Origin of the sequence: Streptomyces sp. NPDC006197 (assembly GCF_040613865.1) — a bacterium.
Taxonomy (GTDB): Bacteria; Actinomycetota; Actinomycetes; order Streptomycetales; family Streptomycetaceae; genus Streptomyces.
In genome coordinates this window covers 16,165-30,590 of the sequence record NZ_JBEXSZ010000012.1, presented here as the reverse complement: position 1 = coordinate 30,590, position 14,426 = coordinate 16,165, and the positions used below count along the sequence as shown (strand labels likewise).

The following is a 14,426-nucleotide window of genomic DNA, read 5'->3' as shown; positions in this document are numbered from 1 at the left end:
GTGACCCCCATGCGTGATTTCGGGGCGGGTTTCAAGTACTTGTTGCGGGGCCAGAAGTGGGTCGGCGGGCACGGGCGCTGGCTCGGCTTCGGGCTGCTGCCCGGCCTCGTGACGCTCGTCCTCTACGCCGGCGCGCTCGTCGGCCTCGGCTACGGCGCCGACGACCTGGCCGCGTGGGCGACGCCGTTCGCCGACGACTGGTCCTCGTCCTGGCAGGGGGTTCTCCGCGGTGCCCTGACGGGGCTCGTCTTCGCCTTCGGGCTCTTCCTCGCGGTGATCACCTTCACCGCCGTCACCCTCCTCGTCGGCCAGCCCTTCTACGAGTCGCTCTCCGAGGAGGTCGACCGCAGCGAGGGCGGCGAGGTCCCCGAGTCGGGCCTGCCGCTCTGGCGCGAGCTGTGGATCTCGGCCCGGGACAGTCTGCGGGTCCTGGTGCGGGTCGCGTTCTACGGCATCCTGCTCTTCGCCTGCGGGTTCATCCCCGTCGTCGGCCAGACCGTCGTCCCCGCCGTCGGCTTCTGCGTCTCCGGCTTCTTCCTCACAGAGGAGCTGACGGCCGTCGCGCTCCAGCGCCGGGGCGTCGAGTTCAAGGAGCGGCTGCGGCTGCTCCGCGGGCGCCGGATGGCCGCCCTGGGCTTCGGCGTCCCCCTGACGCTCGCCTTCCTCGTGCCGTTCGTCGCCGTCTTCCTCATGCCGGGAGCGGTCGCCGGAGCCACCCTGATGGCCCGCGACCTGCGCGGCGAGAACGCCGACGGGGACGACGACCCCGAAGAGGACGATCAAGAAGGCGGCAACCTTCCTTCCTCCGGTGGCGACCAGGGGGTGCACCACCTCCCCCACTGAAGAAGGAACACATGACGTCACACAAGCGGAAGACGGGCCGCCGGCGCGCGGTCATCGGCGGCCTCAGCGCCCTCGCCATCACCGGCGCGGCCGTCGTCGCCGGCGGTCTGCTCGCCCCGGCGGGCGCGGCGGGCGCCGTCGCGGCCTGGCCGGAGGCGAAGGGCGACAAGCCGGTCGCCACGACCATCGAGGTCTCCGGCACCTACGACGGCAAGCTCAAGCGCTTCCACGGCACCGGCGAGCTCGGCTCGGACGGCCAGGACGAGAGCCAGAAGCCGGTCTTCGTCCTCAAGGACGGTGCCGTCCTCAAGAACGTGATCCTCGGGACGCCGGCCGCCGACGGCGTCCACTGCCTCGGCAGCTGCACCCTCCAGAACGTCTGGTGGGAGAATGTCGGCGAGGACGCCGCCACCTTCAAGGGCACCTCCGCCTCGTCGGTGTACGCGGTGTACGGCGGCGGTGCGAAGAGCGCCTCCGACAAGGTCTTCCAGTTCAACGGCGCGGGCAAGCTGGTCGTGACCAGGTTCCAGGTCTCCGACTTCGGCAAGCTCGTCCGCTCCTGCGGCAACTGCAGGAAGCAGTACGCGCGGACGATCCTGATCAACGACGTGGACGTCACCGCGCCCGGCAAGTCGATCGTCGGCGTCAACGCCAACTACGGCGACACGGCGACCCTGCGGAACATCCGGATCCACGGCGACGCCAAGCGGAAGACCAAGCCGTGCACCCGCTTCACCGGGAACAACACCGGCAAGGAGCCCAAGGAGATCGGCACCGGCCCGGACGGCACCACCTGCCGCTACTCGGCCGGGGACCTCTCGTACGACTGATCCCGGAAGAGCGCCCGGCCCTCAGTCGTCGAGGACCGGGTGCAGCTCCGGGCGCGCGTCCCACCAGGCCCGGTGGAAGGCGTTGTTGTCGACGTTCGCCAGGTACGCGCGGGCCGCCGCCCGGTACAGCAGCTCCGCCTGCGGGGCCGGTACGGCGGCCCGGTTCCAGGCGAGCCGGATCCGCCCCGTCACCGGGTCGCCCTCCAGGGGGCGAAGGACCGTGCCCTCCGCCGCCGGAGCCGTCGGCTGGCTCATCGAGATCGCCCGGCCGGACGCGATCAGGTCGTAGTGCATCTTGCGGTCGGCGACCCGGTGCCGCAGCGAGGGGGCGAACCCGGCCTTCCCGCAGGCCGCGACCAGCGCCTCGGGGCCGCCGTCGTCGTCCTCCACCAGCGTCATCCAGGACTCGCCCGCGAGCTCGGCGAGCGCGATCCGCTCCCGGCCGGCCAGCGGGTGCGCCGCCGAAAGGCGCACGCAGAAGGGCTCCTTGGGGACGAGGGTGCGGGCCGTCGTCCCCTCGGGCAGCGGCACCTCGTGGTCGTTGACCTCCCCGTACAGGACGGCGTCGTACCGTCCCGCGCCGAGCTGCCGGGTCAGCGTCGTCGCCGAGTGCTCCACGGTGACCGTGATGTCCCGCCCCGCCACGACCTGTTCCAGTTCCCCGAGCAGCCGGTCGACGAGGACGAGCAGGATGCAGCCGAGCCGCAGCGGGGTGTGCGGGGCGACGGCCCGGGCCCCGGCGACCAGCGCGTCCATCTCGCCGAGCACGAGCCGCGCCTTGGCCAGCACGAACTCGCCCAGCGGGGTGGGCTCCACACCGTGCCGGCCGCGCAGGAAGAGCTCGCCGCCGGCGACCCGCTCGATCCGCCGCAGCTGCGCCGAGAGGGCCGGCTGCGAGACCCCGAGCCGCCCGGCGGCCCGCCCCAGACTGCCCGCTTCCGCTATCCGGCAGACGGCTTCGAGATGCCTCAACTCCAGCTGCATTTCAGCAGCGTACGCAGCGGTGCGCGGCCGCACCATAACCCGCGTCTTATGCCGGATGAGATGTCCCGAACCGGCCATGTCCACGCCCATACTCGGCGCGATGATCCGTCTCCCCCACCCTTGAACGGAGCACGACGTTGCACCCGACCAGACTCACGGCGGCCGTGGCCGCCCTGGCGCTCTCGGCGAGCCTCGCGACCGCCCTCGCCGGACCGGCGACCGCGGCGACCCCGAAGGCCCAGCCCGTACCCCCGGGCCACGGCAGGGCGCTCGCCCTCGCCGCCGCGGACGAGGCCGCGAGCAGCGGCCTCGACGAGCTGCGGCACGGCGCCGACGAGGACCTCGTCCGGACGTCCGTCACCCCCTGGACGAACGGCCTGTACTACGCCTCGTACGAGCGCACCTACCGCGGTCTGCCGGTCGTCGGCGGCGACGCGGTCGTCGTCTCCGACAGCTCCGGCAAGGTCCGCGAGGTCACCGGCGCCCCCGCCCCCGCCATCAGGCTCTCCACGAAGGCGAAGGTGACGGCCGAGGCGGCCCTCGCCACCGCCCGGAAGCAGCTGGCCTCGGTGGAGAGCGCGAGCGCCCCGGAGCTGACCGTGCTCCTCAAGGGCGGCAAGGCCGTCCTCACCTGGCACACCCTGGTCGTCGGCCGGACCGCCGAGGACGCCCCGAGCTCCCTCGACACGTACGTCGACGCGCGCACCGGCTCCGTCGCCCGCGCCACCGACAAGATCCTGCACGCCGACGGCCGCGGCTACCACAACGGCAACGTCACCATCGACACCGCCGCGACCTCCATGACCGACACCACCCGCGGCGGCTTCAAGTGCGGCGGGCAGAACGGCAGCGCCTACACCGGCTCCCCGCCGTGGGGCAACGGCACCGCCAACGACCTGGTGACCGCCTGCGTCGACATCATGTACGCGGCGCAGAAGGAACACTCCATGCTCAAGGAGTGGTTCGGCTACAACGGCCAGAACGGCCAGGGCGGCATGGTCCCGGCCCGCGCCGGCCTCGGCGAGGTCAACGCGTACTACGACGGTACGAAGACCACGTACGGCCGCAACCAGAACGGCACCATGCAGCTCACCGGCATCGACGTCGTGGCGCACGAGTACGGCCACGAGATCTTCGACCGGACACCGGGCAGCTCGGGCTCGTCCAACGAGAACGGCGGCATGAACGAGTCGACGGGCGACATCTTCGGCGCGCTCACCGAGCACTACGCCAACAACCCGAACGACACCCCGGACTACACGGTCGGCGAGAAGCTGAACTTCCTCGGCGACAACAAGCCGATCCGCTACATGTACAACCCCTCGCTCGCCGACAACGCCCCCAACTGCTACCCGCAGCTGACCTCGGGCACCGAGGTGCACGCGGCGGCCGGCCCGCAGAACCACTGGTTCTACCTGCTCGCCGAGGGCTCCAACCCGGGCGGCGGCAAGCCCGGCAGCCCGATATGTTCCGGCGGGCCCTCCTCCGTGACCGGCATCGGCATCCAGAAGGCCGGCAAGGTCTTCATGGGCGCCCTGCTCATGAAGACCTCCTCCTGGAACCACCCCGCCGCCCGCAAGGCGACCCTGACCAGCGCCAAGAACACCTACGGCAGCGCCGAGTGCAACGCCGTGAAGGCGGCCTGGAACGCGGTCGGCGTGCCGGCCCAGTCCGGTGAGACCGACTGCGGCGGCACCACCACCCCGGACTTCTCGCTCGCCCTGAACCCGTCCTCGGGCTCGGTCCAGCCGGGCGCCTCCGTCACCTCCACGGTGAACACCTCCACCACCGGCGGCGGCGCGCAGACCGTGCGGCTCTCCGCGAGCGGCGCCCCGAGCGGCGTCACCGTCTCCTTCAGCCCCTCCTCGGTGACCTCCGGCTCCTCGTCCACGATGACCGTGCAGGTCGCGGCGGGCACCGCCAACGGCACGTACCCGATCACCGTCACCGGTACGGGCTCCGCCACGCACACGGTCACCTACCAGCTGTCGGTCGGCACCACGACCCCGCCCACCGGCTGCGACAGCACCGAGTACACCTACCAGGGCACCCTGGCCTCCGGTCAGGCCGAGGCCCAGCCCGACGGCTCGTACTACTACTCGGCGACCTCCGGCACCCACGTGGGCTGCCTGCGCGGTCCGGCCGGCACCGACTTCGACCTGTACCTGCAGAAGTGGAACGGGTCGGCGTGGGCGGACGTGGCCGTCGGCGGCACGGCGACCTCGGACGAGGACACCAGCTACTACGGCACCGCGGGCTACTACCGGTACGTGGTGCACGCGTACAGCGGCTCCGGCGCGTACACGCTGGGCCTGAGCGCCCCGTAAGGGTCCACAGGGCCCCCTGACGGGGGTGGGGCGCCGTCGCGGACCGGGGGTTCCGTGACGGCGCCCGTACGTCCTGTCGGGGTCAGCCGACCTCGGCGAGGACGAAGCCCGGCTTCTCCCCGCCCGCGTCGGCGATCCGCTCGCCGTCCGGGCCCCAGGCGCCGGCCCCGCCCGCGCCGACCCCGTCCTCGTTGGGCCCCAGGACGTTGCCGAGCACCACGTGCAGACCGAAGTCCCGGGCCCGCACCGGATACACCTCCTCGAAGGAGTTGTTGTCGGCGGAGAGCACCGAACTCGCCAGGTACACCGCGCAGCCGTCGGCGGCGGCCCGCTCGGCCAGTTCGGGGAAGCGGTTGTCGTAGCAGGTGGCCAGGGCGAAGCGGAGCCCGTCGAGCGCGAACCGCCCGTCGGCGGCGCCCGGTTCGAAGGCCTCCGCCTCGACCCCGTACAGGTGCTGCTTGTCGTAGCGGGCGAGAAGCCCACCGTCCGGGCCGATCACCAGCGTGGTGATCCCGGACCGCGAACCGCCCGTCCTCACCGGCCCGTTGACCACGGCCGCCGCCCCGGCCGCCCGGCAGGCCTCCCGTACGGGTTCCAGGCGGGGGTCGTCCTCGGCGAGGACCAGACCGGGGGTGTCCCGGATCAGCGAGGGCTCGTACCCGGTCAGGCAGAGCTCGGCGAAGACGACCACGCGGGCCCCCTCCGCCCCGGCCGCCCGGACCAGATCGGCGATCGTGCGGACGTTGGCGTCGATGTCCCCGGCGACCGGGGTGAACTGGGTGGCTGCGACGATCATGACGGCCATCATCCCGCGCCCGGCTGTAAGGATCAAGAGCGGTCAGGGGGTATTAGCTGCTCCGCCGTCTCGCGGAGCAGGCCCAGGAACGCGGTCGCCGCGACCGTCGGGGTCGCGGGCGCGGCCGCGCAGATCCGGCGGTACGGGACGTCCTCCGGGTGGATCGTGACGAGAGCGACGTCCCGGCGCACCGAAGCAGCCGCGAGCGCGGGCACGAGCGTGACGCCGAGGCCCGCCGCCACCGCCCCCAGCTTGGCGATCCAGTCGTGCGCGAGCAGCCCCGTGCGCGGCCGGAACCCGGCGGCGACGGCCGGCCGGAACAGGGTGTCCTCCAGGCGCTCGTGGCCGACGATCCACTCCTCGTCGGCCAGCTCCGCGAGCCGCACGGCCCGCCGCCCCGCGTACGGATGCCCCCGCTCCAGGGCCACCAGCATCGGCTCGTCGAGCAGGCGGTGCAGCGTCACTCCGGGCGGCGGGGGAGCGCCGGCTGCCGGGCTGACCACCGCCAGGTCCTCCTCCCCGGCGACCACGAGGCCGAGGTGCTTGACCGACGGCCCCTCGACGCGCGTGACCACGACCCCCGGGTGGCGCTCCCGGAAGGCGGCCTGTGCGCGCGGCACGAGGGAGGCGGTGGCGCTGGAGAAGGCCCCGAGCCGCAGCAGCCCGCCGTCGAGCGTGCGCAGCGAGGCCAGTTCGGCCCGGGCCGCGGCCAGCCGGTCCCGTACCGCCTCGGCGTGAGGCAGCAGCACCCGGCCCGCCTCGGTGAGCCGCACCCCGCGCGGCAGGCGCTCGAACAGCTCCGCGCCCATCTCCTCCTCCAGGGACTGCACTTGGCGGGAGACCGCGGACTGCGTGTAGCCGAGGACGTGGGCGGCGGCGGTGAAGGAACCCGCGCGGGCGACCGCGAGGAAGGCCTCGTACAAGCCATGCGAGACAGGCATGGAGACCATGCTAGACATTCGCTTGTGGCATGACGGGGGCGGGCCTAGCGTCGACGGCATGGACACCACGCCCCAGAAGATCGCCTTCCTCGGCCTCGGCTCCATGGGCCTGCCCATGGCCCGCCGCCTCCTCGACGCCGGACACCCCCTGACCGTCTGGAACCGCACCGCCGCCAAGGCCGACGCCCTCGTCGCCGACGGCGCCGTCCGCGCCCCGAGTCCCGCCGAGGCCGTCCGGGACGCCGACGTCGTCGTCACGATGCTCGCGGACCCGGCCGCCGCCCTCGCCGTCGCGGACGAGCTGATCCCGGCGCTGCGCCCCGGCACCCACTGGATCGACACCTCGACCGTCGGCCCGGACACCGTCGCCGCCCTCGCCGCCCGGCTCCCCGCCGGGGTCACCCTCCTCGACGCGCCCGTCATGGGCAGCGTCGACCGGGCGGCCGCCGGCGAACTGCTGATCCTCGCGGGCGGCGACACCGCGCCCGTCGCCGGAGTCCTGGCGCTGCTCGGGGAGGTCACCCCGTGCGGTGGCCCCGGCGCGGGCGCCGCCCTCAAGCTCGTCCTCATCAACGCCGTCATCGGCGGGGTCGCCCTCGTCGCCGAGGCCCTCACGCTGGCCGACTCCCTCGGCCTGCCCCGCGACCTCGCGCTGCGCACCCTCGGCGCGGGCCCCCTCTCCGGCGCCGTCGGCCGGGCCACCGCCACCGGCTCGCACTTCCCGGTCGCGCTGGCCGCGAAGGACGTCGCCCTGGCGACGGCCACGGCGAAGCTGCCCGTCCTGGAGGCCGTCCACAACCTCCTCGTCCGGGACCCGGCCCTGCTCGGCGAGGACCTGGCGGCGCTCACCCGCTAACCGCGGCTCCCGGAGCCGTACAGCAGCCGCAGGAAGTCCCGGAAGGCGCCCGGCATGTCGACCGCCGCCGGGTCCAGGAGCCACTGGTACTGGAGGCCGTCCATCACCGCCGTGAGCAGGGGCGCGGCCCGCTCCGGGGTGAGGCCGCCGGGCAGCCGCTCGCCGAACTCCAGGCGCAGGACGTCCGCCATGTTGGCCCGCACCTGCGCGTACCGCTCGGTGAAGAACTCCCGGGCCGGATGCCCGTCCGTGACGCTCTCGCCGAGCAGCGCGGAGAAGGTCTGCACGATCCCCGGCCGCATCGCGTTGTACTCGACGAGCGACTCCAGGAGGTCCAGCCGCCAGCCCTCGCGGTCCCGGCCCCCGCTCGTGTCCCAGCGGTCCCGCTCCTCCAGGACCGCGACGAGCAGCGCCTCCTTCGTCGGGTAGTAGTGCAGCAGCCCCTGCTGGGTCAGCCCGACGCGCTCGGCGACGGAGCCGAGGGTGGCGCCCCGGTAGCCGCGCTCGGCGATCACTTCGAGGGCGGCGCGCAGGATGTCCGCGCGCCGCTCCTCGCTCCTGGCCCGCACCATCGCCGTGGCCCCCTTCCGCAGGTTCGTCCGTCCGACAGGACCGTACCCGCTCGCCCCACCCCATGAGTAACGAAAGGGTAACGTAACCTACCGATCTACAGGTAGGTGGGTGCACGATGAGCGGCATCGGGGTCATCGGTACGTCAACGAGGAGGTACGGCCATGGCGGAGAACACCGCGGAGACCGTGAGGAACGCGGTCGTCGAGGCGGCGCTCGGCAAGCTCGACCTGGACGCCAAGACCCGGCTACTCGCCGGCCAGGACATGTGGTCCCTGCCCGCCCTGCCGGAGATCGGTCTGAAGTCCCTGGTCATGTCCGACGGCCCCATCGGCGTCCGCGGCGTCCGCTGGACCGCCGACGACCCGTCCGTCGCGCTCCCGTCCCCGACCGCGCTCGCCGCCGCCTGGGACCCCGCCCTCGCCCGCCGGGCCGGCCGGCTCCTCGCCCAGGAGGCCCGCCGCAAGGGCGTCCACGTCCTCCTCGCGCCCACGGTCAACCTGCACCGCACCCCGCTCGGCGGCCGCCACTTCGAGGCCTACAGCGAGGACCCGTACCTCACCGGCGCCATCGGCACCGGTTACGTCCAGGGCGTCCAGGACGGCGGCGTCGGCACCACCGTCAAGCACTTCGTCGCCAACGACGCCGAGACCGACCGCTTCACCGTCGACAACAGGATCGCCCCGCGCCCCCTCCGCGAGCTCTACCTCGCCCCCTTCGAGGCCATCGTCAGGAACGCCCGCCCCTGGGGCATCATGACCGCCTACAACCAGGTCAACGGCGTCACGATGACCGAGCACCACCAGCTCGTGAACGAGGTCCTGCGCGGCGAGTGGGGCTTCGACGGCTACAACGTCTCCGACTGGATGGCCGCCCGCTCCACCACCGGCGACATCCGCGGCGGCCTCGACGTCGCCATGCCCGGGCCCGACACCGTCTACGGCCCGGCCCTCGCCGCCGCCGTCCGCGCCGGCGAGGTCGAGGAGTCCGCCGTCGACACCGCCGTACGCAACGTCCTGCGGCTCGCCGCCCGCGTCGGCGCCCTCGAAGGCGCCCCGCCGGTCGTCACCGAACACCCCGCCCCCATCGACGGCGACGCCCTGGCCCGCGAGATCGCCCGCCGCGGCTTCGTCCTCGTACGGAACGAGAACGGCGCCCTGCCCCTCGCGCCCGGCCGCACCGTCGCCCTCTCCGGCGCCGCCGCCCGCGACGCCCGGGTCCTCGGCGGCGGCTCCGCCCAGGTCTTCCCCGACCACGTCGTCTCCCCGCTCGACGGCCTCGCCGCCGCCCTCCCCGAAGGCGCCCTGACCTTCTGCGTCGGCGCCGACCCCAGCGAGGAACTCGCCCCCGCCGGCTCCGTCTCGCCGGGGTTCACCCTCCGCGCCCGCTGCCGCGACGCCGCCGGGAACGTCATCGGCGAGGGCTCCCTGCCCAACGGCCAGGTGCAGTGGATCGGCGACGACCTCCCCGAGGGCGTCACCCACGAGGCCCTCGCCTCCATCGAGGTCGTCGGCACCTTCACCCCGCGCGAGTCCGGCGAGCACGCCTTCGGCACCCGCGGCCTCGGCGCCTTCACCCTCACCGTCGCCGGGGAGACCGTCTTCGACGGCACCCAGGTCATGGGCCCCGAGACCGACCCCTTCGAGGCCTTCTTCGGCTCCCCGGTCGAGCGCGGCAAGGTCGCGCTCACCGCCGGCGAGACCGTCGAGGTCTCCCTGCTGCACACCCTCGACAAGGAGTTCGCGGCCCCGCTCCCGGCCGTCATGTTCTCCTTCGTCCACCTCGGTCCCCGCCGTGACCCCGACGAACTGATCGCCGAGGCCGTCGAGGCCGCCCGCGCCGCCGACACCGCCGTCGTGGTCGTCGCCACCACCGAGCGCGTCGAGTCCGAGGGCTTCGACCGCAAGGACCTCGCTCTCCCCGGCCGCCAGGACGACCTCGTACGGGCCGTGGCCGCCGCCAACCCGAACACCGTCGTCGTCGTCAACGCCGGCTCCCCGGTCGAGCTGCCCTGGCGCGAGGACGTGGCCGCGATCCTGCTCGGCTGGTTCCCCGGCCAGGAGGGCGGCGCCGCCCTCGCCGACGTCCTCACCGGCGCCGAGGAGCCCGGCGGCCGCCTCCCCACCACCTGGCCCGTCACCCTCGCCGACGCCCCCGTCACCGAGGTCACCCCGACGGACGGCGAACTGCACTACGCCGAGGGCGTCTTCATCGGATACCGCGCCTGGGACAAGGCCGGCGCCGCCCCCGCGTACCCCTTCGGCCACGGCCTCGGCTACACCACCTGGTCGTACGACTCCCTGGTCGCGACCCCCGAGGCGGTCACCGTCCGGATCACCAACACCGGCGACCGGCCGGGCCGCGAGACCGTCCAGATCTACCTGGCGCCGACCTCGGACACCGTGGAACGCCCCGCCCGCTGGCTCGCCGGCTTCGCGAGCGTCGAGGCCGCGCCCGGCGAGACCGTCGAGACCGGGATCGCGCTGCCCCGCCGCGCCTTCGAGATCTGGGACGAGGACAAGCACGACTGGACCCTCGTCACCGGGACGTACGAGGTCGTCGCGGCCCACTCCCTCACGGACGGCCGCCTGACCGCCACCCTGGAGGTCTGACCCGCCCGGCAACCCCACGACCGGCCCCGGGGCGGCACCTGACAACCGCCCCGGGGCCCCTCACTCCTTCGTGATCCGCCGGTACGCCAGCTCCGCGAGCCGCGCCTGCCCGTCCCTGCTCGGATGGAACCAGTCCCAGGGGCTCAACTGCCCGCCGTCGAAGCGGAACCCGAAGACCGCCCCGCCGTCGTACCGGCAGCGCGCGTCCTTCGCGCAGACCTCCTCCAGGACCCCGTTGTACGCCACCACCCGGTCCCGCACCGCCGCCCGCCGCCGCTCGGCCACCGGACCCAGGTCCTCCGCGTTCGCCAGCATCGCGCCGCAGATCCCCATCTTCCACACCCGGAGCCCCATCGGGCTCACCCGCCCCGTCGACCACAGGTGCTTCAGGTCCGGCACGCTCGCCACGTACACCTGCGCCTTCGGAGCGCCCGCCCGCAGCCGGGCGAGGGCCGCCTCGAAGGAGGCGCGGAAATCGGCGACCGGGGTCATGAGGTCCGGGGTGGCCCGGCAGGCGTCGTTCGCCCCCATCATCACCGTCACCAACTCGGGCTTCTCGGCGGCCGCCCCCGCCATCTGCGCGGGGAGCTCCGCCATCCGCGCACCCGTCCTGGCCAGGTTCCAGCTGCGGGTGGCCACCTTCTCCGGGCCGAGCAGCCGCAGCGCCAGACTGTTGACGGCGGTGTCCGTCCCGGTCGCCCAGGACGCCTCGGGGCAGTCCGCGAGGAGGGAGCACGCGTCGAAGGCGCGGGTCATGGAGTCGCCGACGGCAGCGACGGAGGCGGGGGAGACGTCCCACGAGGGCGCCGGTCTCGGTTTCGGCTTCGGGGCGGACGCCTTGACCGGGGCCTTCTCCGGCTCCCCGGCCGTGCAGCCGGAGAGCGCCCCGCCGCACAGCAGCGCGGCCGTCGCGGCGGCGACAGCGGTACGGAATCGGCGTCGGCCGCGCATCCCCGGCCCCTCCTTCGGCGTCCTGGCGGGTGAAAGCTTCGTGTTCACCCGCCCCCGGACCGACCGTACGTCACACCGATGACGGTGCGGCACGGTAGCTTTTCCCCCGTCGAACCAGAGGCGCCTTTGCCGACCGGCTCCGGTAAATTACATCACGTCACATGCTGTCCCTTTTATGATGGTTTGCGATGTCCTGCTCCTGATGCTGTTTACTGAGGCCGCTGGGAAGGCGAACCTCGTCCCACACTGGAGGTCCCGGTGACGACACGTGGAGTCCTGTACGTTCACTCCGCACCGCGCGCGATGTGCCCGCACGTCGAATGGGCGGTCGCGGGTGTCCTCGGTGCGAGGGTCCAGCTCGACTGGATCCGCCAGCCGGCGTCCCCCGGCACCTGGAGAGCCGAGTTCTCCTGGCAGGGCCAGACCGGCACCGCCTCCAAACTCGCCTCCGCGCTCCGCGGCTGGCAGATGCTCCGCTTCGAGGTCACCGCGGAACCCTGCCCCACCGCCGAGGGCGAGCGCTACAGCGCCACCCCCGACCTGGGCATCTTCCACGCCGTCACCGGCATGCACGGCGACATCCTGATCCCCGAGGACCGGCTGCGGGCCGCCCTCGCCCGCTCCGTGCAGGGCGAGACCCAGCTGGAGACGGAGATCGCCAAGCTGCTCGGAAAGCCCTGGGACGACGAGCTGGAACCCTTCCGGTACGCGGGCGAGGGCGCCCCCGTCCGCTGGCTGCACCAGGTCGTCTGACGCGCGGGTGGATCCCGCTCGGGCACGCAGGGGGCGCGCCGGGCGGGAGAGACGCGGCGGTGTGCCGGGCGCCGCGTTCGGCGCGGCGGCGGTCCTCCTGGGAGCGGGGATCGCGGGCCGTGCCCGGCCGACGGGCCCGGCGGCGCTGGTGTGCGCCCTGACGTGCGACGGCCCCGAAGGGGTCCTCTCCGCGCCCGTCGGCGACGGCGACGGCCTTCCTGGTCAGGCTCGCCGAGCGGGAGGCACTGGTGCCGGACGACCGAGGCCCACCCCGCACACGGGGTGGGCCTCGGTCATGAGCTGGATCAGACAGTCCGGAACGCCAGGACCACGTTGTGGCCGCCGAAGCCGAAGCTGTTGTTGATCGCGGCGATCGTGCCCTGCGGCAGCTCGCGCGGCTCGCCGCGGACGATGTCGGCCTCGACCTCCGGGTCCAGGTCGTCGACGTTGATCGTCGGCGGGGCCAGGCGGTGGTGGAGCGCCAGGACCGTCGCGACGGTCTCGATGCCGCCCGCGCCACCGAGGAGGTGACCGGTCATCGACTTCGTCGCGGAGATCGCGACGTGGTCCAGGTCGTCGCCCAGGACCTTCCGCAGCGCCTTGATCTCGGCGACGTCGCCCTGCGGCGTCGACGTGGCGTGTGCGTTGAGGTGGACGACCTCGGACGGCTTGAGGTCCGTGGAGTCCAGCAGGTTCTGCATCGCGGCGGCGATGCCCCGGCCGGTCGGCTCGGGCTGCGCGATGTGGTGGCTGTCGGCCGACAGGCCCTGGCCGAGCACCTCGCAGTAGATGCGGGCGCCGCGGGCCTTCGCGTGCTCCTCGGACTCGAGGATCACGACGCCGGCGCCCTCGCCGAGCACGAAGCCGTCGCGGCCGGTGTCGTAGGGGCGCGAGGCCTTCGTCGGCTCGTCGTTGTTCTTGGACATCGCCATCATGTTGGCGAAGGCGGCGATCGGCAGCGGGTGGATCGCGGCCTCGGTACCACCGGCGACGACCACGTCGGCACGGCCGGTACGGATCATCTCGACGGCGTAGCCGATCGCCTCGGCACCCGACGCGCACGCGGAGACGGGGGTGTGGACGCCCGCCCGGGCGTTCACCTCCAGACCCACGTTCGCGGAGGGGCTGTTGGGCATGAGCATGGGCACGGTGTGCGGGGAGACGCGGCGGACGCCCTTCTCCTTCAGCACGTCGTACTGGTCGAGCAGGGTGGTGACACCGCCGATTCCGGAGGCGATGACGGAGCCGAGCCGCTCGGGCACGACCGTCCCGTCCTCGCCGGCGGGCGCGGTGTAGCCCGCGTCGGCCCAGGCCTCACGGGCCGCGATCAGCGCGAACTGCGCCGAGCGGTCCAGCTTGCGGGCCAGCGGGCGGGGCAGCACGTCGCCGGGGTCGACCGCGGCGAGCGCCGCGATCTGGACGGGCAGTTCGGCGAAGCGCTCGCCCTCCAGGGGCTTGACGCCGGAGCGCCCCGCGAGAAGACCTTCCCAGGTCGACGCGGAGTCGCCACCCAGCGGTGTGGTTGCGCCGATACCGGTGACGACCACGGTGCGATTGGTCGAGCTCACAGGAATTCGTTCTCCATGTGTGTGATGGTCGGAATACGGCGCCACCGCCGGGTGGCGGACCGAGTCAGCGTGGACCGAGTCGGCAGGGGCCGAATCAGGCCTGGTGCTTCAGGATGTAGTCGGTGGCGTCGCCGACCGTCTTGAGGTTCTTGACGTCCTCGTCCGGGATCTTCACCTCGAAGCGCTCTTCGGCGGCGACGACGACCTCGACCATGGACAGCGAGTCGACGTCCAGGTCGTCGGTGAAGGACTTGTCCAGCTGGACGTCCTCGACCGGGATACCGGCGATCTCGTTGACGATCTCGGCGAGGCCCTTGAGGATCTCGTCCTGGGTGTGAGCCATAGTGGCGCTCCTTCTTGCGGTTACTTCGGTAAAAGGGGGCTTCCGGGAGATC

13 protein-coding genes are annotated in these 14,426 nt (G+C 73.0%); 6 read left to right on the top strand and 7 right to left on the bottom strand.

What is annotated here, in order from left to right; genetic code table 11:
* Positions 1-9 precede the first annotated feature (9 nt).
* Together ABZ318_RS05950 and ABZ318_RS05945 are read left to right on the top strand one after the other, a co-directional pair.
* Positions 10-843: an EI24 domain-containing protein gene (locus ABZ318_RS05950; RefSeq protein ID WP_356901279.1), complete on the top strand. Its 834-nt coding sequence runs from the start codon at positions 10-12 to the stop codon at positions 841-843.
* Between the two features lie 11 nt (positions 844-854).
* Positions 855-1,673 carry a pectate lyase gene (locus ABZ318_RS05945; RefSeq protein ID WP_356901278.1) on the top strand — a complete coding sequence of 273 codons (819 nt, stop codon included), beginning with the start codon at positions 855-857 and terminating at the stop codon, positions 1,671-1,673.
* Positions 1,674-1,694: 21 nt separating this feature from the next.
* On the opposite strand, the gene ABZ318_RS05940 is transcribed toward ABZ318_RS05945, so the two are convergent.
* Entirely contained in the window at positions 1,695-2,657 is a 963-nt protein-coding gene (locus tag ABZ318_RS05940) for a LysR family transcriptional regulator (protein ID WP_356901277.1), read from the bottom strand.
* A gap of 137 nt (positions 2,658-2,794) precedes the next feature.
* Here ABZ318_RS05940 and ABZ318_RS05935 point away from each other — a divergent pair, with 137 nt between their 5' ends.
* On the top strand, positions 2,795-4,984 hold the full coding sequence (locus tag ABZ318_RS05935; protein WP_356901276.1) for a M4 family metallopeptidase: 2,190 nt from the start codon (positions 2,795-2,797) through the stop codon (positions 4,982-4,984).
* 82 nt (positions 4,985-5,066) lie between these two features.
* On the opposite strand, the gene ABZ318_RS05930 is transcribed toward ABZ318_RS05935, so the two are convergent.
* Together ABZ318_RS05930 and ABZ318_RS05925 are read right to left on the bottom strand one after the other, a co-directional pair.
* Positions 5,067-5,780, bottom strand: a complete 714-nt coding sequence (locus tag ABZ318_RS05930; RefSeq protein WP_356901275.1) for a carbon-nitrogen hydrolase family protein — start codon at positions 5,778-5,780, stop codon at positions 5,067-5,069.
* 32 nt (positions 5,781-5,812) lie between these two features.
* Positions 5,813-6,721, bottom strand: coding sequence for a LysR family transcriptional regulator (locus ABZ318_RS05925; RefSeq protein WP_356901274.1), 909 nt, complete (start codon positions 6,719-6,721; stop codon positions 5,813-5,815).
* Between the two features lie 58 nt (positions 6,722-6,779).
* Here ABZ318_RS05925 and ABZ318_RS05920 point away from each other — a divergent pair, with 58 nt between their 5' ends.
* Positions 6,780-7,577: an NAD(P)-dependent oxidoreductase gene (locus ABZ318_RS05920; RefSeq protein ID WP_356901273.1), complete on the top strand. Its 798-nt coding sequence runs from the start codon at positions 6,780-6,782 to the stop codon at positions 7,575-7,577.
* On the opposite strand, the gene ABZ318_RS05915 is transcribed toward ABZ318_RS05920, so the two are convergent.
* The gene (locus ABZ318_RS05915; protein ID WP_356901272.1) at positions 7,574-8,149 is read right to left on the bottom strand and encodes a TetR/AcrR family transcriptional regulator; all 576 of its coding nucleotides are present in this window, start codon (positions 8,147-8,149) and stop codon (positions 7,574-7,576) included. The genes ABZ318_RS05920 and ABZ318_RS05915 overlap by 4 nt on opposite strands.
* Before the next feature lie 162 nt (positions 8,150-8,311).
* On the opposite strand from ABZ318_RS05915, the gene ABZ318_RS05910 reads away from it, so the two are divergent.
* Positions 8,312-10,759: a glycoside hydrolase family 3 C-terminal domain-containing protein gene (locus ABZ318_RS05910; protein ID WP_356901271.1), complete on the top strand. Its 2,448-nt coding sequence runs from the start codon at positions 8,312-8,314 to the stop codon at positions 10,757-10,759.
* 60 nt (positions 10,760-10,819) lie between these two features.
* Here the strand turns inward: ABZ318_RS05910 and ABZ318_RS05905 are convergent, their stop codons facing one another.
* Positions 10,820-11,710, bottom strand: a complete 891-nt coding sequence (locus ABZ318_RS05905) for an SGNH/GDSL hydrolase family protein (protein ID WP_356901270.1) — start codon at positions 11,708-11,710, stop codon at positions 10,820-10,822.
* A gap of 258 nt (positions 11,711-11,968) precedes the next feature.
* On the opposite strand from ABZ318_RS05905, the gene ABZ318_RS05900 reads away from it, so the two are divergent.
* Entirely contained in the window at positions 11,969-12,463 is a 495-nt protein-coding gene (locus ABZ318_RS05900; RefSeq protein WP_356901269.1) for a DUF3145 domain-containing protein, read from the top strand.
* A 305-nt stretch (positions 12,464-12,768) separates the two neighbouring features.
* Here the strand turns inward: ABZ318_RS05900 and fabF are convergent, their stop codons facing one another.
* Together fabF and ABZ318_RS05890 are read right to left on the bottom strand one after the other, a co-directional pair.
* Positions 12,769-14,031, bottom strand: coding sequence for a beta-ketoacyl-ACP synthase II (fabF, locus tag ABZ318_RS05895; protein ID WP_356901268.1), 1,263 nt, complete (start codon positions 14,029-14,031; stop codon positions 12,769-12,771).
* 94 nt (positions 14,032-14,125) lie between these two features.
* Positions 14,126-14,374 (bottom strand): acyl carrier protein, encoded by a 249-nt coding sequence (locus ABZ318_RS05890; RefSeq protein WP_356901267.1) that lies wholly within the window; start codon positions 14,372-14,374, stop codon positions 14,126-14,128.
* Positions 14,375-14,426 lie beyond the last annotated feature (52 nt).